The sequence below is a fragment of the Burkholderia sp. MSMB1078WGS genome, from assembly GCF_001528895.1.
Lineage (GTDB): Bacteria > Pseudomonadota > Gammaproteobacteria > Burkholderiales > Burkholderiaceae > Burkholderia.
Genome location: NZ_LPDI01000110.1, coordinates 100,691 through 120,047, shown reverse-complemented (window position 1 = coordinate 120,047; position 19,357 = coordinate 100,691). Strand labels below are relative to the sequence as shown.

At 69.4% G+C, this 19,357-nt stretch carries 16 protein-coding genes; 8 read left to right on the top strand and 8 right to left on the bottom strand.

What is annotated here, in order from left to right; translation table 11 throughout:
* Positions 1-39 precede the first annotated feature (39 nt).
* The gene (locus WT24_RS29785) at positions 40-399 is read left to right on the top strand and encodes a cytochrome c (protein WP_006490657.1); all 360 of its coding nucleotides are present in this window, start codon (positions 40-42) and stop codon (positions 397-399) included.
* Between the two features lie 101 nt (positions 400-500).
* On the opposite strand, the gene WT24_RS29780 is transcribed toward WT24_RS29785, so the two are convergent.
* The gene (locus WT24_RS29780) at positions 501-968 is read right to left on the bottom strand and encodes a DUF1841 family protein (RefSeq protein WP_373557106.1); all 468 of its coding nucleotides are present in this window, start codon (positions 966-968) and stop codon (positions 501-503) included.
* 126 nt (positions 969-1,094) lie between these two features.
* Here WT24_RS29780 and WT24_RS33910 point away from each other — a divergent pair, with 126 nt between their 5' ends.
* Positions 1,095-1,310 carry a hypothetical protein gene (locus WT24_RS33910; protein ID WP_082742321.1) on the top strand — a complete coding sequence of 72 codons (216 nt, stop codon included), beginning with the start codon at positions 1,095-1,097 and terminating at the stop codon, positions 1,308-1,310.
* Between the two features lie 63 nt (positions 1,311-1,373).
* Here the strand turns inward: WT24_RS33910 and nth are convergent, their stop codons facing one another.
* Together nth and rsxB are read right to left on the bottom strand one after the other, a co-directional pair.
* The gene (gene nth, locus WT24_RS29775; protein ID WP_059795968.1) at positions 1,374-2,018 is read right to left on the bottom strand and encodes an endonuclease III; all 645 of its coding nucleotides are present in this window, start codon (positions 2,016-2,018) and stop codon (positions 1,374-1,376) included.
* A complete protein-coding gene (gene rsxB, locus WT24_RS29770) occupies positions 2,015-2,908 on the bottom strand; it encodes an electron transport complex subunit RsxB (protein WP_373557251.1) in 894 nt (297 codons plus the stop codon). The genes nth and rsxB overlap by 4 nt, the downstream gene beginning before the upstream one ends.
* A gap of 252 nt (positions 2,909-3,160) precedes the next feature.
* Between rsxB and WT24_RS29765 the strand changes: the two genes are divergently transcribed.
* On the top strand, positions 3,161-3,793 hold the full coding sequence (locus WT24_RS29765) for a TetR family transcriptional regulator (protein ID WP_034208032.1): 633 nt from the start codon (positions 3,161-3,163) through the stop codon (positions 3,791-3,793).
* A gap of 101 nt (positions 3,794-3,894) precedes the next feature.
* Here the strand turns inward: WT24_RS29765 and WT24_RS29760 are convergent, their stop codons facing one another.
* Together WT24_RS29760 and WT24_RS29755 are read right to left on the bottom strand one after the other, a co-directional pair.
* The gene (locus tag WT24_RS29760) at positions 3,895-5,385 is read right to left on the bottom strand and encodes a polyhydroxyalkanoate depolymerase (protein ID WP_060036800.1); all 1,491 of its coding nucleotides are present in this window, start codon (positions 5,383-5,385) and stop codon (positions 3,895-3,897) included.
* A gap of 214 nt (positions 5,386-5,599) precedes the next feature.
* Positions 5,600-7,429, bottom strand: a complete 1,830-nt coding sequence (locus WT24_RS29755; protein ID WP_060036798.1) for a glycoside hydrolase family 15 protein — start codon at positions 7,427-7,429, stop codon at positions 5,600-5,602.
* Positions 7,430-7,595: 166 nt separating this feature from the next.
* On the opposite strand from WT24_RS29755, the gene WT24_RS29750 reads away from it, so the two are divergent.
* Positions 7,596-8,840 (top strand): lactonase family protein, encoded by a 1,245-nt coding sequence (locus WT24_RS29750; RefSeq protein ID WP_156441883.1) that lies wholly within the window; start codon positions 7,596-7,598, stop codon positions 8,838-8,840.
* Between the two features lie 96 nt (positions 8,841-8,936).
* Here the strand turns inward: WT24_RS29750 and WT24_RS29745 are convergent, their stop codons facing one another.
* Positions 8,937-13,436, bottom strand: a complete 4,500-nt coding sequence (locus tag WT24_RS29745; RefSeq protein ID WP_060036793.1) for a DNA translocase FtsK — start codon at positions 13,434-13,436, stop codon at positions 8,937-8,939.
* A 177-nt stretch (positions 13,437-13,613) separates the two neighbouring features.
* The gene (locus tag WT24_RS29740) at positions 13,614-14,159 is read right to left on the bottom strand and encodes an META domain-containing protein (RefSeq protein WP_059781278.1); all 546 of its coding nucleotides are present in this window, start codon (positions 14,157-14,159) and stop codon (positions 13,614-13,616) included.
* Between the two features lie 216 nt (positions 14,160-14,375).
* Between WT24_RS29740 and purT the strand changes: the two genes are divergently transcribed.
* The 4 genes from purT to WT24_RS29720 all read left to right on the top strand — a co-directional run bounded on the left by purT (position 14,376) and on the right by WT24_RS29720 (position 18,194).
* On the top strand, positions 14,376-15,590 hold the full coding sequence (gene purT, locus WT24_RS29735) for a formate-dependent phosphoribosylglycinamide formyltransferase (RefSeq protein ID WP_059791335.1): 1,215 nt from the start codon (positions 14,376-14,378) through the stop codon (positions 15,588-15,590).
* A gap of 18 nt (positions 15,591-15,608) precedes the next feature.
* Complete coding sequence (locus WT24_RS29730) at positions 15,609-15,794, top strand: DUF6726 family protein (protein ID WP_034208025.1); 186 nt, start codon at positions 15,609-15,611, stop codon at positions 15,792-15,794.
* Positions 15,795-15,887: 93 nt separating this feature from the next.
* Complete coding sequence (locus WT24_RS29725; RefSeq protein ID WP_059499192.1) at positions 15,888-16,268, top strand: MliC family protein; 381 nt, start codon at positions 15,888-15,890, stop codon at positions 16,266-16,268.
* A 378-nt stretch (positions 16,269-16,646) separates the two neighbouring features.
* The gene (locus tag WT24_RS29720) at positions 16,647-18,194 is read left to right on the top strand and encodes a DEAD/DEAH box helicase (RefSeq protein WP_060036791.1); all 1,548 of its coding nucleotides are present in this window, start codon (positions 16,647-16,649) and stop codon (positions 18,192-18,194) included.
* Between the two features lie 261 nt (positions 18,195-18,455).
* On the opposite strand, the gene gluQRS is transcribed toward WT24_RS29720, so the two are convergent.
* Complete coding sequence (gene gluQRS, locus WT24_RS29715) at positions 18,456-19,352, bottom strand: tRNA glutamyl-Q(34) synthetase GluQRS (RefSeq protein WP_060036789.1); 897 nt, start codon at positions 19,350-19,352, stop codon at positions 18,456-18,458.
* Positions 19,353-19,357 lie beyond the last annotated feature (5 nt).

The following is a 19,357-nucleotide window of genomic DNA, read 5'->3' as shown; positions in this document are numbered from 1 at the left end:
GCGCGCGCCGCCGATCTCCCCGGCGGGACAGGAGCATTCATGAACAACGCATTCAAGACGGCGGCGGTGGCACTGGCGGCCGGCCTCGCGATCGGTACCGCGCACGCCGCGGACATCTCGAAGGGCAAGGAACTGGTCGAATCGCACAACTGCGCGGCCTGCCACGGCGCGCAACTGAACAAGCCGATCAACGCGGAGTACCCGCGCCTCGCCGGCCAGCACGCCGACTACCTCGTGTGGGCGATGCGCCAGTACCAGATGGGGCTGACGAACCCGCTGCTCGGCCGCAACAACGCGATCATGCAGGCGCAGGTGCAGAACCTGTCGGTCAGCGACATGAAGGACATCGCGTCCTACATCGAGTCGCTGAAGGAAACCGACCTCGTGTTCAAGAAGTAAGCGCGACGGGCCTCACGGGCTCGTGCAGCAAGAATGCCCCGCCTCGGCGGGGTATTTTTTTGTCCGCGGCCCGGCGCAGGTCGACGTGCCGGGCCGCGCGCTCAGTCGCGCGACGCGCGGCGCAGGATGCGCTGCAGGTACGCGTCGGTATCGGGCGGCGTGTTCGTGCGCTGCGCTTCCCAGATCGTCTCGCCGAGGCATTCCATGATCGCGTGCTGCGCGTCGTGGGTCGAGTCGAGCTTCGCGGCCAGCTTGTCGTGCGCGGCGCGGATGCCGGGCGGCTGGTCGATCGACAACTGCTCGCTGATCGCGAGGTGCATCGACAGGTGCAGGAACGGGTTCGTGCGGCCTTCCTCGGGCGTGTAGTCGCGCGCGGTCGCGCCGTCGGCGTCGGCCAGCTCGTCGTGGTATTCGGGATGCTCGACGATCCAGTCGGCTGCGATCGCTTCCAGCGGCGTCAGGATTTCGCCCGCGCGCTGCTTGCGCCAGGTCTCGGTGAAAAAGCGACGCACGTCGTCGCGGCTTGGATTGAACATGGTGGGGAAACGTCGTGATTCGGGCGGCGTCATGCCGCGTCGCGCATTGTACGCCGGAGCGGCGGACGGCGCTGGCGGCCGCGGGGCGGCTGGACGCAGGCGACGCGGGGCGTTGCGGCCGCCCGCTGCGCAACGGGCAAGCGCGGGCCAGGCTCGTCGTTGCGCCGCTACACGCCGATGGTTCCGCCACGGCGCCTGGTTTGCCCGTTTCATCATGACCGACGTCGTTCGCCTTTCGCCCTCCGTCCTCCGTTCGCCGCCCTGCAGGGCGCGCTCAACGTCGCATTGTCCGCCGCCGCGTTCGGTGCGATGGCGATCGTCGGCCGTTACGCGTATGCGGCCGGCGTCGACGCGACGGCGACCTCCACCGCGTGACCGGGAAGGGGAGGAGCGGGCGTCGCGACGGCGCGTGCGGCGCTCGCCCATGCGGCGCGGCGCTTATTCGTCGGGCGGCGGCGTCTTCGGCCGGAACTCGCACAGCGGTTCGATCGCGCAGTGCCAGCATTCGGGCCGCCGCGCCTTGCACACGTAGCGCCCGTGCAGGATCAGCCAGTGATGCGCGTCCTGCAGGAATTCCTTCGGCGTGAACTTTTCGAGCGCGGCCTCGACGGCCCGCACGTCCTTGCCCGGCGCGAGCCCGGTGCGATTCGCGACGCGGAAGATATGCGTGTCGACCGCGATCGTCGGCTGGCCGAACGCGGTGTTCAGCACGACGTTCGCGGTCTTGCGGCCGACGCCCGGCAGGCCTTCGAGCGCTTCGCGATCGGCCGGCACTTCGCCGCCGTAGCGCTCGAGCAGGATCCGGCACGTCGCGACCACGTTCTTCGCCTTGGTGCGATAGAGGCCGATCGTCTTGATGTACTCGGTGACGCCTTCCTCGCCAAGCGCGACGATTTGTCGCGGGGTATTCGCGACCGGAAACATTTTCCGCATCGCCTTGTTGACCGACACGTCGGTCGCCTGCGCGGACAGCATCACGGCGATCAGCAGTTCGAACGGCGTCGAGTATTCGAGTTCGGTGGTCGGATGCGGATTGAGGCTCTGCAGCGTTTCGTAGATCGCGCGTCGTTTGCTGGCGTTCATGGAGCGTTCTGGTCGGGCGGCGCGGACGGGCCGTCCGGATCGTCGCCATCTGTGTCGTTGTCGTGGTCGTGGCCGCCCGATGCCGCTTCGGCGTCGCGCTGCGCCTGCTGCTCGGCGAGTCGCTTGCGGCGGGCCTCGGCCGCGTCGATCTGCGCCTGGACGGCCGCGCTCACGCCTTCGGTGTTCTTCGGCCCGGCGCCTTGCCCGGACAGTTCTTCCTTCTTCTTGCGTGCGCGTTCGAGCGCGGCGGCGATGATCGCGCGTTTCTTCGCTTCGGCGTCGTCGGCGGCCGGCGCATCCGGCTGCGCCGCGGCGGGGCCTGCGGCCGGCTTTGCCGCACTGGCCGCGCGGCGGGCGGCGGCGCGCGCTTCGGCAGCCTCGCGCTCGCGGCGCTGACGCGCGAGCCGCAGGTCGTGGCGTTCGCGTGCGGCGTCGGCCTGTTCCTGCGACCACGCATCCCAGCCCGTGCGATCGCCGGTCACCGGCAGCATCGCGATGCAGTCGACCGGGCACGGCGGCACGCACAGGTCGCAGCCCGTGCACAGCGACGCGACGATCGTGTGCATCTGCTTCGGTGCGCCGACGATCGCATCGACCGGACACGCCTGCATGCACAGCGTGCAGCCGATGCACAGGTTTTCGTCGATGAACGCGATCGCGCGAGGATGTTCGCTGCCGTTGAGGGGATTCAGCGGAATCACCGGCTTGCCGAGCAGGTTCGCGAGACGCGCGATGCCTTCGGCGCCGCCGGGTGGGCACTGGTTGTAGTTCGCGTCGCCGGCGGCGATCGCCTCGGCGTACGGACGGCAGCCGTTATAGCCGCACTTCGTGCATTGCGTCTGGGGAAGCAGATCTTCGATGCGATCCGCGAGTGTTTTGGAGTCGGTCACGGTGACAACGGGCGCAACGGCGCCGAATGGCTCTCGGCCGCGTCGGGCGCGGCCGGAAAGGTTTGCCAAAGCTCGATTATCGCCGATTTCCCGCATTGCGCTGGACGCCGTCTATGCGCATAATCGAACCGCTTTTTTGCAGGGGCTCAGCAGGAGGGCGGCCGCCCGCGGGGCGCCCGTTCCAGGGCGGCCGGCGCCGAGGCGGTGGGGGTGCCGGTCCGGATCAAGCGGCTCACGTAGCAAAACGCCACCATGAATCAGCCAAAAATCAAAAGAGATCCTGAAGGTACGCGCCGCCGCATCCTGATGGCGGCAGCCGAAGAGTTCGCGAATGGAGGGCTGTTCGGCGCGCGCGTCGATCAGATCGCGCGCCGGGCCGAAACGAACGAGCGCATGCTCTATTACTACTTCGGCAGCAAGGAACAGCTCTTCACGGCGGTGCTCGAACACGCGTTCTCCGCGCTGACCGAAGCCGAGCGCGTGCTGGATCTCGACGGCGTCGCGCCGGTCGAGGCCGTCACGCGGCTCGCGCATTTCGTTTGGGACTACTACCGCGACCATCCGGAACTGCTCAGGCTCATCAACAACGAGAACCTGCACGAAGCGCGCTATCTGCACAAGTCGACGCGGATCCGCGAGATGATGTCGCCGATCGTCGCGAAGCTCGGCAACGTGCTGATGCGCGGCCAGAAGGCCGGGCTGTTCCGCGGCGACGTCGATCCGCTGCGCTTCTACGTGACGCTGTCGGGGCTCGGCTATTACATCGTCTCGAACCGCTTCACGCTCGCGGCGACGCTCGGCCGCGACTTCACCGACACCGACGAGCGCGCGGAGATGGTCCGGATGAGCACCGAGGTGCTGCTCGCGTATCTGCTGCGGCGCTGACGCGACGAACGGACGAGCCGATGAGCCGCCCGCTCGCGGCCGCCGCATAAAAAACGCCGCCGTGTTGCAACGGCGGCGTTTTTGCATCGGAGCGCGGCGCGTCAGGCCGCCTTGCGGGCACGCACGGTTTTTGCGCGCGGGCTGCTCGCCGCGCGTTTGGCGGCGGGCGCGGCCTTCGCGGCGGGCGTCTTGGCGGGCGCGACCGTCACGGCCGGCGTCTTCGCGCGCGAGCGTTTCGCGGCGGTGACGCGCGCGGTCGTTTCCGGCTGCGGCTTGGCGGCCGGCACGACGCCGATCGCGGTCGCGTCCTGCGCATCGGCGGGCAGCTTCGTCGCGCCGTGCTTCGGTTCCGGCGCATGCTCGCGGATGAAGTCGCGCAGTTGCGGGTAGATGATCGTGCGCCAGCGGCGGCCCGAGAAGATCCCGTAGTGGCCGCACTTCTCGGCGGTCAGGCTGCGGCGATCGTCTTGCGGGATGCCGGTGCACAGCTCGTGCGCGACGTGCGTCTGGCCGCTGCCCGAGATGTCGTCGAGTTCGCCCTCGATCGTCATCAGCGCGGTGTGCTTGATGTCCTGCGGCCGCACGCGCTCGCCTTCGACGTCCCACGTGCCTTCCGCGAGCCGGAATTCCTGGAACACGACGCGGATCGTCTCGAGGTAATACTCGGCGGCCATGTCGAGCACCGCGTTGTACTCGTCGTAGAAGCGGCGGTGCGCTTCGGCGTCGTCCTCGTCGCCGCGCAGCAGGCTCTGGTAGAAATCCCAGTGCGATTGCGCGTGCCGCTCCGGGTTCATCGCGACGAAGCCCGTATGCTGCAGGAAGCCCGGATACACTTGGCGGCCTTCGCCCGGATAGTTCGCCGGCACCGTGTGGATCACGTTGTTCTCGAACCACGCGGTCGAGTGCTGCGTCGCGAGCGAATTCACGGAAGTCGGGCTGCGGCGCGCGTCGATCGGGCCGCCCATCATCGTCATCGTGAGCGGCGTGTCCTCGCCGCGGCTCGCCATCAGCGAAATCGCCGCGAGCACCGGCACCGTCGGCTGGCATACCGAGATCACGTGCAGGTTGCGCGCGCCGATGTGACGGATGAATTCCTGGATGTACGCGATGTAGTCGTGCAGGTGGAACGGCCCGGTCTCGACCGGCACCATCCGCGCGTCGATCCAGTCGGTGATGTAGACCTTGTGATCCTGCAGCAGCGTGCGCACCGTGTCGCGCAGCAGCGTCGAGTGGTGGCCCGACAGCGGCGCGCAGACGAGCACGACCGGCTCGTCCTTCAGTTGCGTGACGGCGTCGGCGTCGTCCGAATAGCGCTTGAAGCGCAGCAGCCGGCAGAACGGCTTCTCGATGATCGTCTGCTCGACGATCGGAATGTTGTGGCCGTCCTTGACGATCTGATGGATGTTGAATTCCGGCTTTTCGTAATCCTTGCCGAGCCGATACATCAACTCATAGGCGGCCGCCATCCGCGGCGCGCCGGGGATCAGCGAGAACGGGCTGGACGGATTCGCGAACGACTTCGAGGCGGCCTGGGCCCAGGCCGTGAGCGGGCTCAGCATTGCCCGCTGGAATTCGTGCAGTTGGTAAAGCATGCAGGCTACTCCCGCGTGGGGGGACGGTGCGCAAGGGCGGCGTGGGGCGTCGCGGCGTGCCGTGTGGGTCAGCGGCCGGCCATGTTGCATTGCAGCCGGACAATCTCGTCGATCATATCGGACAACGATCGGTTGTGCAATGCAACATTTCCCGGTTTTTTCATCAAATTTTTGCGATTTGACGATCCATGAACAAGGGCGCGCGCCGCGCCGCTCAGCGGCCGGTCGCGACGGCCGGCGCGGGCTGGCCGGCCGCGCGCGCCATCGCGTCTTCATGGTGCATCAGGTTCATCGCGGTATGCACGAGCGCCACGTGCGAGAACGCCTGCGGGAAGTTGCCGACGAGCCGCCCGGCCACCGGGTCGTACTCCTCCGCGAGCAGCCCCAGGTCGTTCGACAGCGCGAGCAGGCGGCTGAAGAGCCGATGCGCGTCGTCGATCCGGCCGAGCAGCGCATAGCTGTCGACCAGCCAGAAGCTGCACGCGAGAAACGTGCCTTCGCCCGGCGGCAGGCCGTCGTCGTATTCGGTCGTGCGGTAGCGCATCACGAGCCCGTCGTGCAGCAATTCCCGCTCGATCGCGTCGACCGTGCCGACGATGCGCGGATCTTCCGGCGGCAGGAAGCCGAGCTGCGGCAGCAGCAGCACGCTCGCGTCGAGCTCGTCGCTGCCGTAGCTCTGCGCGAACGCCTGCTTGCCTTCGTGCCACGCGTTGGCGCAGACGTCCGCATGGATCCGCTCGCGCAGCGCGCGCCAGCGGTCGAGCGAGCCGGGCAGCCGGAACATTTCCGCCGACTTGATCGCGCGGTCGAACGCGACCCACGCCATCACCTTCGAGAACGTGAAATGGCGGCGGCCGCCGCGCGTTTCCCAGATCCCTTCGTCGGGCTCCTGCCAGATCTTCTCGAGGTGGTCGAGCAGCGCGCACTGCACGGACCAGACCGTGTCGTCGGCCTGCAGGCCGCCCACGCGCGCGAGGTGCAGCGCGGCCATCACCTCGCCGAACACGTCGAGCTGGAGCTGGTTCGCGGCGCCGTTGCCGACGCGCACCGGCTTCGAATCCTGGTAGCCGGGCAGCCAGTCGAGCTCCATTTCCGGCAGCCGGCGCTCGCCGGCGATCCCGTACATGATCTGGATCTGCTCGGGCGAGCCGGCCATCACGCGGCCGAGCCACGTGCGCCATGCGCGCGCCTCGTCGTAGTAGCCGCCGCGCATCAGCGCGAGCAGCGTGATCGTCGCGTCGCGCAGCCAGCAGTAGCGGTAGTCCCAGTTGCGGTTGCCGCCGATCTTTTCGGGCAGCGACGTGGTCGGCGCGGCGACGATGCCGCCGGTCGGTTCGTACGCGAGCGCCTTCAGCGTGATCAGCGAGCGGCGCACGGCGGCCGCGTAGCGGCCCTGCACCTGGCAGCGGCCCGACCATTCGAGCCAGTAGTTCTCGGTGCGCGCGAGCATCGACAGCGGGTCGCGCGCCGGCGGCAGCCGCATGTGCGACGCCGCGTAGCCGAGCGAGAACGGCACGCGCTCGTCGGCGCTCACCGTGAATTCCGCGAGCGTATGGAGGTTCTTGCCGGTGAGCGATACCGGCGTGCGCAGCACGACGGTATCGGGGCCGGCGATGGCCTTCATGCCGTCCTCGCGGGTCAGTTGCGTGACCCACGGAATCGAGAAACCGTAGTCGAAGCGCAACACGAGCTCCATGCGCATCTTCATCGTGCCGTGGCGGCCGACGACGATCCGCACCAGTTCGGACCAGCCGTTGCCGGGCGGCATGAAGTCGATCACGGTGACGGCGCCGTCGGCGCTTTCGTAATCGGTTTCGAGAATCAGCGTGTCGCCGCGATAGCGGCGGGTCGTGTGCGTGATCGCGGCGTCGGCGGCCGGAGCAAGCAGCCAGCGGCCGTGCTCGGGCGTGCCGAGCAGCGCCGCGAAGCAGGCGCCCGAATCGAAGCGGGGCCAGCACAGCCAGTCGACGGAGCCGTCTTTTGCGATCAGCGCGGCCGTGTGGCCGTCGCCGACGAGGGCGTAGTCTTCGATCAGGGCGGGCATGGGCAGGCGATCCTTGGGTATTCGAGTTCACAATGCGGACGCCGGCGGCCCGGACTTCACGCCCGGGCGCCGCGCCCCGTATACTCGGCCGGGCGGCGGAGCGCATGAACGGCCGGCGTTTCGTCCTATCTCAACACTTGAAGCGACTCGATGCAAGGAGGATTCAATGCCCAACCGTTTACGCGAGCGTGACGCACGCGCTTCGACACGAGGGTTCCCGCTTAGGTTCGCTCACTGGATGAAAGGTTTCGCGATCGTGCTTTCCCTGTCCGCGACCCACGCATTCGCGCAGCAATCGTCCGCCCCGGCCGACGGCGTCTACAACCTGCTCGTCGGCACCTATACGAGCGGCGGCAGCGACGGGATCTACGTTTACCGCTTCGATACGAAAACGGGCAGCGTCGCGCCGGTGTCGTCGGCGAAGACCGAGAATCCGTCGTATCTGTTGCCGAGCCGCGACGGTCGCACCGTATACGCGGTCAACGAACTGCCCGGCGACAATGGACCGGCGACGCAGCGCGGCGGCATCAGCGCGTTCGGCTTCGACGCGAAGACGGGCGCGCTCACGTTCATCGACCGCGTATCGTCGGAAGGGAACGATCCTTGCTATCTCGCGCTGTCGCCGGACGGCAAGTACCTCGTCACCGCCAACTACTCGGTTGCGGCCGATCCGGGCGGCAGCTTCGCGGTGTTCCCGATCCGCGACAACGCCGCCGTCGGCCCGGCCGTGCTGACGGTCCATCACGAAGGCACGGGGCCCGTGAAGGGCCGCCAGGACGGCGCGCACGTGCATTCGACGGTATTTTCGCCGGACGGCCGCTACCTGTTCGTGCAGGATCTCGGCGCGGACAAGATCTACGGCTACCGCTACACGGTGGACGGCAGCCGCGGGCTGATCAGCCCGACCGACACGCGCTACACGCCGGTGAAGGCCGGCTCGGGCCCGCGTCACATGGTGTTCGGCGCCGACGGCCGGTTCGCGTACGTGACGAGCGAGCTCAACGCGTCGGTCGAGGTGTTCGGCTATCACGACGGCAAGCTGACGCCGGTCGAGACGGTGCCGATGACGGCGCCGGGCTTCAAGGGCAAGGTCGGCGGCGGCGCGATCCACCTGTCCCCGGACGGGCGCTTCCTGTACGTGAGCAACCGCGGCGACGCGAACGACCTCGTGATCTACGCGGTGAACAAGGCGGACGGCCGGCTGAAGTACGTCGGCCGCCAGTCGAGCCTCGGCAAGACGCCGCGCGAGTTCCTGATCGATCCGACCGGCAAGTGGCTGATCGTTGGCAACCAGGACAGCGACACGTTCTACGTGTTCAGTCGCGATGTCGAAACGGGGCAGCTCGGCGCGAATCCGCAGAAGGTCGCGGTCGGCAAGCCGGTCGATTTCAAGCTGGTGCCGGTGCAGTAAACGAGAAAGGCGCTGCTGATGCAGCGCCTTTTTTTGCGGACGGCCGGTTGCGCGGCGCGCCCGTCTCGATGAATCGCGGCCGGCGGGCCGCCGGCGTCAGTCGGCCGCGGCCGGCACGAGTACCTCGCGGCTGCCGTTGATGCCCATCGCCGACACGAGGCCGGCCGCTTCCATCTGCTCGACGAGGCGCGCCGCACGGTTGTAGCCGATGCGCAACTGACGCTGCACCGACGAGATCGACGCGCGCCGCGTGCGCACGACGAACGCGACGGCTTCGTCGTACAGCGGATCGGCTTCCGCGTCCGGCGCATCGCCGAACAGGTCCTGCGTCGCGCCGTCGGTGGCCGGGCCGTCGAGAATCCCTTCCTCGTATTGCGGCTCGCCGAACTGCTTCAGATACTCGACGATCCGGTGCACTTCCTCGTCGGCGACGAACGCGCCGTGCACGCGCTGCGGATAACCGGTGCCCGGCGGCAGGAACAGCATGTCGCCCATCCCGAGCAGCGACTCCGCGCCCATCTGGTCGAGGATCGTGCGCGAATCGATCTTCGACGACACCTGGAACGCGACGCGCGTCGGAATGTTCGCCTTGATGAGGCCGGTGATCACGTCGACCGACGGCCGCTGGGTCGCGAGGATCAGGTGGATGCCGGCTGCGCGCGCCTTCTGCGCGAGGCGGGCGATCAGCTCCTCGATCTTCTTGCCGGCGACCATCATCAGGTCGGCCAGCTCGTCGATCACGACGACGATCAGCGGCAGCTTCGACAGCGGCTCCGGGTCGTCGGGCGTCAGCGAGAACGGGTTGCCGATCTTCTTTTCCTTCGCTTCCGCGTCGCGGATCTTCTGGTTGAAGCCCGCGAGGTTGCGCACGCCGACGGCCGACATCAGCCGGTAACGCTTCTCCATTTCGCCGACGCACCAGTTGAGCGCGTTCGCCGCGAGCTTCATGTCGGTGACGACCGGCGCGAGCAGGTGAGGGATGCCTTCGTAGACCGACAGCTCCAGCATCTTCGGGTCGATCATGATGAGCCGCACGTCTTCCGGCGTCGCCTTGTACAGCAGCGACAGGATCATCGCGTTGATCGCGACCGACTTGCCCGAACCCGTCGTGCCCGCCACGAGCATGTGCGGGGCCTTCGCGAGATCGGTGACGACCGGGTGGCCGGTGATGTCCTTGCCCATCGCGATCGTCAGTTGCGACGGCGAATGCTGGTACGGGCGCGATTCGAGGATCTCCGACAGTCGGATCATCTGGCGCTTCGCGTTCGGCAGTTCGAGGCCCATGCAGGTCTTGCCGGGGATCGTCTCGACGACGCGGATCGACGTGAGGCCGAGGCCGCGCGACAGGTCCTTCATCAGGCCGACGATCTGGCTGCCGCGCACGCCGAGCGCGGGTTCGATCTCGAAGCGCGTGATCACGGGGCCGGCCGATGCGCCGACCACCGTCACCGGCACCTTGAATTCCTGCAGCCGCTGTTCGATCACCTGCGCGGTTTGCGCGAGGTGTTCCTCGGTGATCGTTTCGACGTCGTCGGATGCGGGCTCGAGCAGGTCGAGCGTCGGCAGTTCGACGCTGAACGACGCGGGTGCGTGGAATTCGAACGCGTTCGGGTGCGGCGGGCGGGCGGGGGCGACCGGGGCCGGTTCGGCTGCGTCGATGGCTTCGGCGGCTTCGGTGGCCCGTGCGCCGATCGACGGGGTAGCGGGCAAGGTCGGCGCGCAAACCGCGGCTGCCGGCGTGGGCGAGAGGTTCGCAGCGGGGAGGGGCGCCGCTTGCGGTGTCGCGCTCGGCGTTGCGCCCGCGTCATGCGACATCGACCAGCTCGCCGACGACGCGGCCGGGCCGGGCTGTGTCGTCAACGTCTGGGCTGCGACTGCGGCGGGGACGAACGCGATCGACGGAGCCTGCGTCGCAGCGGTCGCACCTATCGACGTCGGCGATCCGGCGGCCGCGGCAGGCGAGCCCGCGATCGAGTGGATCGGCGTGGCGGCGGCCGTGGTCGTCGACGCGATCGTGCTGAAGGACGGCGACGCCGGTGCGGACGCGGTGGGCGACGCGGGCAGGCCGCTTGCCGGCTGCGGAGCGACTGCGCTCGATGAGCCCGATGTCGCGAAAGTCGTGGTACCGGTCGACGGGGTTGCCGTGTCGACCGGAAGCGTCGATGCCGGCGCGGAAGACGGTGCGGCGACGGGCGCGGACGCGAAAGTCGCGGGTGTCGCGGTGACGGGCGCCGGCGTTGTTGGCGCCTGCGCAGTCGAACCGAACGGCGAACCCGATGCGCCGGTCGCCGATGGCGTCACGGCGGGCGCATCGGTCGATGCGGGCGTCGAAGCGCGGGAAAGCGAACCGTAGGGCAGGTCCGTCACACCGGCCGGCGACGCCGACGCGGCGGAAGTAGCGGGTGGTGCCGACGCGGCCGATTGCGACGGCGACGCGGACGCCGTACCGGTTACGCCGACCGACGAAACTGCGGCGTCGACGGGCGCGATGCTCGACGTGGAGGCGAGTGCGGACGCGTGTGCAGTCAAACCGTCAGCCGTGCCGGTCAGCGGCGACGCAGCGGCGGTCGAAGCCGTCGATGTCGCGGCGAACGGCTGAGCCGCCGGTGATTTCGGCAATTGGGCGGAGACGGTCGACGGGGCCGCGGCGGGCTGCACCGTCGAAGGTGTCCAATACGTGGCGGCGGGCGTCGCGCGTGGAGCGACAGCCGGCAACGACGCGGCAGGTTCCGCCTCGACCGGCTTGGCAGCGTCCGGTGCGGGATGCGATACGGCCGGTGCGGACGTTGCCGCAATCGACGAAGCGGGCAGGGCAGCGAACGAAACGATGCTGTCGGCCGGCGGCTTCACGTCGGCGTGCGCATCGGTAGCCCCTCGATGCAAGTGGACCGGTGCCGCGCGATCGATTGCAGGCGCCGGTCGTGCGTCGTCCTCGTCGTCGACATCGACGGACGCGGTCGGCTTGCCGGCACCGAGGTCGCGAACCGCTGCATTGCCTGCTTGCGCGAACGCCGAATGAGCGGACTCCGATCCCGTGGCGTGCACGGGCGCATCGGCCATCGGGTTTTCGGCCGACACGTCGAGCGCGGAAATCGGCGGGCTGACGACGTCGTCCCAAGGTGCGACGTCGGACGACGGCGCAGCGGCCGCATCGTCCACGCGACGGATTTCGTCGTCGGCGCGATGCGCGAACGCGCGATCGTCGATGCCGGTATCCGGCCGCGTGGACGGTGCGGCGTCGTCGAGCGCCCGGGTGGGCGAATCGACACGCGGGGCCTGCGCGATACCGGATTGCGCAGGCATGAAGGCGTCGAGCACGATCGGCGCGCCGTCGTCGCGAGCAGGCGCGGCATCGCGTGCGGCCGGGACATCGGCGTCCTGGGCTGCGATGTCCTGCGCCGCGGGGACGAACGCGTTCGACGCGGCCGCGGATGCCGGCGCGGCCACGCTGCCTGCCGTCGCGGCGACGCCGGCTACGGCGGCGGCAGCGGTCGCCGCGCGCGTTGCATCGGCCGATTGCGCGCCGCCCAGCGATGCCCATTGCGCGGTGCTGGCCTCGATCGAGCGCAGCGTGTCGTGAACGCTCGGCGCCGGCGTGATCGGCGCGGCCGGCTTCTCGTTCCATGCATAGAGCGGTGCGCGCGCCGGCGCGGGCGGTGCTGGGCGGCGTCGTGCCGCGTCCGACGGGCCGGCTGCCGCCGTGCCCGCGCCCGGCCGCACCGGCGGACGCTGCGGCGGCGTACCGGCCGGGCGCGGCGTGACCGTCGCGCGCGGCGCCGTCTGCGTCAGCGCGGCTGTGGCCGGTCGCGCGGCGGTCGGACGCGGCCGGACGGGTTCGAATCCGACCGGAAGCGGGGCGGGCGCGGGGCGCGGCACTTGCGCGTTCGCCGCGGCGCGCGCGAGGCTGGCGGTGCTGCCGGTAGTCGGCGGCGGCATCGCACTGGCCGGGATCGGCGCGGGCGGCACCGGCGTGCGCGGCGGGGCGGTCGGCTTCAGCCAGCCCGACGGCGCGACGGGCTCCGCGAGCGGGAGGGGCGGCGTCTTGCTGCGCGGCTTCGGGCGCGCCTGCGGATCGGGTTTCCACACCGTCGGGCGCGAATACCGGCCGTTCTGGCGCGGCGCCATCGAGTTGACGGTGTGCGCGGTGGTCGGCTGCACGACGTCGTCGTCGCGATGCAGCGCGCTGCGCGGCAGGTCGGCGATCCCGCGCGCGTCGTCGTCGCCGCCGTCGCGCGACAGCTTGACGCCGAACGACGTGTCGACCCACGCGGCGAACTGCCGCCAGCCGATGCCGGTCAGCCACGGCAAGCCGGCGAAGAACAGCACGACCATCGCGATCGGCGTGCCGATCGGGCCGAGCACGTGGGCGAAGCCTGCCGAGCACGCATGGCCGAGCGCGTTCGTGTCGGGGCCCGATAGCGGGCTCGTCAACGTGCAGCTTGCGACGAACACCGCCGCGAAGCCGAGCCACAGGCGGATCGAGCCGCGGCCGGCGAGCCCGCCGCCGCCGGGCAGCATCGCCTGCACGAGACGCCAGAAGAGAAGGAGAAACCAGACGGCGGAGATGCCGAACCAGCCGAAGACAACCGTGTGCATGCTTTGAAACAGGAGTGGGGAGGGGCGCGCGGGGCGCGACCCGCCGAGTTTAACCGGCCGGCGAACAAGACTCTAACGCGGCGTGATTCCGGTTCACGCCGCGCGACGCACGTGGATGGCACGTGCGCGTGGCGCGCCACACGAAGGCGGTCGGTCGGCCTTCGCGCGCGCCGGACATCAGGGGCTCCGCTGCGTGAACGTCAGCGTTGCGCCGGCTTGGGTCACGATCTGCAATTGCTGTGGCGCGCGCATCTGCACGCCGGTTTTCTCGATGTGGGCGAGCGCGTCGAGGTACGCGGATTCGAGCTGGCCGCCGAGCGTGTTCGGGCAGGCCATTCGCGTGCCGGCGAGCGGGCCGAAGCTCAGCAGGCCGTTCTTGATCGCGTAGGTGCCCATGTAGCGGTTGCAGCCCGAGAACCCGCTCGCGCGGCGGATGCCCGAGTCGGTCGACAGCGCGAGCTTGATCGGCTCGCCGTTGTCGCCGTGCGGGATCGCGCGTGGCGTGCCGTCGGCGTTCACCCAACTGGTGAGCTCCCAGCTCGTGTCGTCGAGCAGCTGGACGGCGGCCGGATTGTACGGATCGGGCGCGGGGGCGGCGGAATCGGGATGGGTCGGCATCGCACAGGCGGCGAGAAGCGTGGCAAGCGTCAGCGCGCAGAGCGGCGCGCGCAACGGGCGAAGCAGGCCGGTGCGTGCGCGTGCGGCCGCGGACAGGTGGGACATGAGCCTCGTTCCTCTTCGGATTCTGATCAAGGCGTAAGAGTAACGCACCCGCCCCGCGGCAGGCGAGCCGACACTTCGCGCGCGAAAACGTTCGCGGCCCGCCCGCGGGCCTCGCGCGACCGGGCGCCGGCGCGGCCAACCCGCCCGAACCGGCCCGGATGCCCGTGTTAACATCGAAGCCGTTTTCGTCCTCCAACAGAACCAGCGGGAAATCACATGCAGATCGGTCAGCGGCTCGGTACGCCGCTTTCACCCTCGGCCACGCGCGTCATGCTGCTCGGCGCCGGCGAACTCGGCAAGGAAGTCATCATCGCGTTGCAGCGTCTCGGCGTCGAAGTCGTCGCGGTCGACCGCTATCGGGACGCGCCGGGCCACCAGGTCGCGCATCGCGCGCACGTGATCGACATGACGGACCCGGCCGCGCTGCGGGCCATCGTCGAAGCCGAACGGCCGCACCTGATCGTCCCCGAGATCGAGGCGATCGCCACCGACGCGCTCGCGGCGATCGAGGCGGCCGGCCTCGCCGAGGTGATCCCGACCGCGCGCGCGACGCAGCTCACGATGAATCGCGAAGGGATCCGCCGGCTCGCGGCCGAGGCGCTCGGCCTGCCGACTTCCCCGTACGCGTTCGCGGATTCGTTCGAGGCCTTCAGCGCGGCCGTCGCGAAGATCGGCATGCCGTGCGTCGTGAAGCCCGTGATGTCGTCGTCGGGCAAGGGGCAGTCGGTCGTGAAGACCGATGCCGACGTGAAGCCCGCGTGGGACTACGCGATGGCGGGCGGGCGCGTGAACCACGGCCGCGTGATCGTCGAGGGCTTCGTCGATTTCGACTACGAGATCACGCAGCTGACCGTGCGCGCGATCGACCCGGCGACGCTCGACACGCGCACCTATTTCTGCGAACCGGTCGGCCATGTGCAGGTTGCGGGCGACTATGTCGAATCGTGGCAGCCGCAGCCGATGAGCGCGGCGGCGCTCGAGAAGTCGCGCGAGATCGCGCACAAGGTGACCGAGGCGCTCGGCGGGCGCGGGCTGTTCGGCGTCGAGCTGTTCGTGCGCGGCGACGACGTATGGTTCTCCGAGGTGAGCCCGCGGCCGCACGATACGGGCCTCGTCACGCTCGCCTCGCAGCGCCAGTCGGAATTCGAGCTGCACGCGCGGGCGATTCTCGGCCTGCCGGTCGATCCGGCGCTCGGCACGCCGGCCGCGTCGGCGGTGATCTACGGCGGGCTCGACGAGCGCGGGATCGCGTTCGAAGGCGTGCGCGACGCGCTCGCAGTGCCGGGCGCGGACCTGCGCCTGTTCGGCAAGCCGGAAAGTTTCGCGAAGCGGCGCATGGGCGTCGCGCTGGCGACCGGCGCGACCGTCGACGAAGCCCGCGAACGCGCGAAGCGCGCTGCCGCGGCCGTCCGGCCCGTGTCGGCGCGCTGACGGAACGAGGAGAGGACGATGGCGTCGCGATGGTTGCGTATCGGAAAGCTGGGCGCCGCGCTGGCGCTCGTCGCGAGTCTCGCCGGCTGCGGCGTCGCGGCCGCGCCGTGCCGGGTGGCGTCGGCAGGACTCAAGATCGTGCCGCTCGTCGGCCATCTCGCCGCGGCGCCGACCGATGCGTGCGCGGACGTGATCGATCCCTGATTCTGGCGATCGGCGCAATTTCCCGCCGATCCTGCAAACAATAACCGCGCGTCCCGCACGGGCGCGTTTCCATCGTCTCGTGAGAGGACCTGCATGATTCGCCCAACCCTCGCCGCGCTTGCGCTCGCCGGCACCGCCGTTTCGGTCGCGCATGCCGCGCAACTGACCGTCGAGGAGATCGACGCCGACGCGCGCCAGCAAACCATCTATCAGTGCGCGAACCACAAGCAGCCGGTGCGCGTGTCGTATTGGCTCGCGGGCAATGGCCAGAGCTTCGCGCTCGTGCCGGTGGACGGCAAGCAGATGCTGTTCGTCGATACGGTGTCGGCGTCGGGCGCACGCTACCAGGCCGGCCGCTATACCTGGTGGACGAAGGGCAAGGAAGCGACGCTGCGCGACGAGATCGCCGACCCGCAGTCGCCGCCGCTGCTGGGCGACTGCGTGCAGGTCGAGAAGAAAAAGAAGAAGGGCTGAGCGGTGGACGCGCGCGCAGCGCATATTCGCCTGCGTGACCTGCCGTCGGATTGACGGCAGGGCGCACGGGCGGGCATGCCCGTGTGGGATTTCAGGATCGAGCCCCTAATATGGTTCACTGGCCGATACGGATAGCCCGATCGGCCAATCGCCCGGTCGCGCGGGGCGGACAGGCACGCCGCGCGAACCGCGGTCGCGGCCGTTCGCGGCGTTGTCACGGACAGACGCCCGCACGGTGCTACAATACGGCCCTTTCCGCCGGCATTCGCGCCGAACGGAGTCCGCACGGCCTGGCGTCCGGCGTTCGCATCGAACCGGTCCCAAGCACCAGAGCGGCGCCGCGCGGCGCGCCGCGGCTCCGTCTATTTCCGAATTGTGATGAGCGCAGGCCCGGCCGGCCTGACGCACGATGTCCCCGCCGCGCCTTTTGAGCGAAACGCCACCATGTCCGATTCTGTCGCCAAGCCCGTCGACGCAACCTTCGACCAATTCGGCCTTGCCGCCGATATCCTGAAAGCCATTGCGGAGCAGGGCTATACGACGCCGACGCCGATTCAGGCTCAGGCCATTCCGGTCGTGCTCGCCGGCCGCGACGTCATGGGCGCCGCGCAAACGGGCACCGGCAAGACCGCGAGCTTCTCGCTGCCGATCATCCAGCGTCTGCTGCCGCAAGCCAATACGAGTGCGTCCCCGGCGCGCCACCCCGTGCGGGCGCTGATCCTCACGCCGACGCGTGAACTCGCCGACCAGGTTGCCGCGAACGTGCACGCGTATGCGAAGCACACGCCGCTGCGCAGCGCGGTGGTGTTCGGCGGCGTCGACATGAACCCGCAATCGGCCGAACTGCGCCGCGGCGTCGAGATCCTGATCGCGACGCCGGGCCGCCTGCTCGACCACGTGCAGCAAAAGACGGCGAACCTCGGCCAGGTGCAAATCCTCGTGCTCGACGAAGCCGACCGGATGCTCGACATGGGCTTCCTGCCCGATCTGCAGCGCATCCTGAACCTGCTGCCGAAGGAGCGTCAGACGCTGCTGTTCTCGGCCACGTTCTCGGGCGAAATCAAGAAGCTCGCATCGACCTACCTGCGCAACCCGCAGACGATCGAAGTCGCGCGCAGCAATTCGACGAACGCGAACGTCACGCAGATCGTCTACGACGTCGCCGAAGGCGACAAGCAGGCGGCCGTCGTGCAATTGCTGCGCGATCGCGGCCTCAAGCAGGTGATCGTGTTCTGCAACAGCAAGATCGGCGCGAGCCGCCTCGCGCGCAACCTCGAGCGCGACGGCGTGGTCGCGTCGGCGATTCACGGCGACAAGACGCAGATCGAGCGGATGCAGGCGCTCGACGCGTTCAAGCGCGGCGAAATCGAGGCGCTGGTCGCGACCGACGTGGCCGCGCGCGGTCTCGACATTGCCGAGCTGCCGGCCGTGATCAATTTCGACCTGCCGTTCAGCGCCGAAGACTACGTGCACCGGATCGGCCGTACCGGTCGTGCGGGGGCGACGGGCGACGCGCTGTCGCTGTGCAGCCCGAACGAGCGCAAGCAACTCGCCGATATCGAGAAGCTGATCAAGCGTCCGCTCGAAGTGCAGACGCTCAAGCTCGACAAGCCCGCGCGCCAGCGTCACGACGAGCGCGGCGGCGAGCGCAGCAGCGAGCGCGGTGGCGAACGGGGCGGCCGGCGCGAGCGCGACGAGCATCGCGGTGCAGCAGGTCGCCGGCCGGGCAGTTCCGAGCGTGGTGGCCATCATCGCCGGCACGAAGCGCCGGTCGACGATTTCTTCCTGAAACCGTACGAGCCGTCGGCGTCGGCGAAGCAGCCGGACGACACGCAGGCCGCGCAGCAGCCCGAGAAGAAAGGGCCGAAGCGTCAGGTCGCCGCGCTGCTCGGCGGGTTCGGAATGCCGCGCAAGCCGTCGGCGTAAGCGGGGCGAAGCGGCAGGGCGGCGCGTGAGCGCTGCCGGACAGGCGGGCACATGCGACGGGCATGTGCCCGTTTTTCATTGGGCGAGGCGATCGGGACGGGGCGTGCGTACGCGGGCGATTGCGTGCCGCGCGGGGGCGGATATTTCGATGCGGTGCCGTAGCGGACGTGGCGCTCAAGCTTCCGTCACGCTTTCATGCGATCCGATTCGCCGCCGACGGATGCCGGAACTCGTCGGATGGGCCGATGTCCTGCCGGCGCTTCAACCGGCGCGCGGCCCGAAGCGACGCGCCCACGCATCGGTGGCGGCCGCGTAGAACGCGTCGATCGTATTGCCCGGCAGCTCGCCATCGTTCGACAGTCCGAGATGCGCGGCCGCGGCCCGCAGCGCCGGCAGCGGATCGTTGCGTTGGAGCGCCGTCGCGCCGGTCTGCTTGCTGAGCTTTTCGCCGTTGGCGTCGACGACGACCGGCACGTGCAGGTACGCGGGAGTCGGCACGCCGACGCAGCGCTGCAGATGGATCTGGCGCGCGGTCGAATCGAGCAGGTCGGCGCCGCGCACGACGTGCGTGATGCCGGCGTCGGCATCGTCGATGACGACCGCGAGCTGATACGCCCATTGGCCGTCCGCGCGTTTGAGCACGAAATCGCCGACTTCGGTCGCGAGGTTCTGCGATTGCGTGCGCTGCCAGCGATCGTCGAACGCGATGAGCGCGTCGTCGCCGTCCGGCACGCGCAGCCGCCATGCGCGAGCGGGTTTGCCGTGCAGGCCGGTGCGGCAGGTGCCCGGATACGCAAGCGTCGTGTGGCGTTCGTGGGTGGCGCGCAGCGAATCGGCGATTTCCTTGCGCGTGCAGCCGCATGGATACACGAGCCCGGCCGCGACGAGCCGCTCGAGCGCGGCCGCGTAGGCCGCGTCGCGCGTACTCTGCCAGACGGGCCGCTCGTCGGGCGTCATGCCGAAATGTGCGAGCGTCGCGAGGATGTCGTCGGCCGCGCCGGGCACCGTGCGCGGGCCGTCGAGATCCTCGATGCGCACGAGCCAGGTGCCGCCGTGCGCGCGTGCGTCGAGCCAGCTCGCGAGCGCGCCGACCAGCGAGCCGAAGTGCAGCGGGCCGGTGGGCGACGGCGCGAAGCGGCCGCGATAGCCGTGGTTCATCGGCG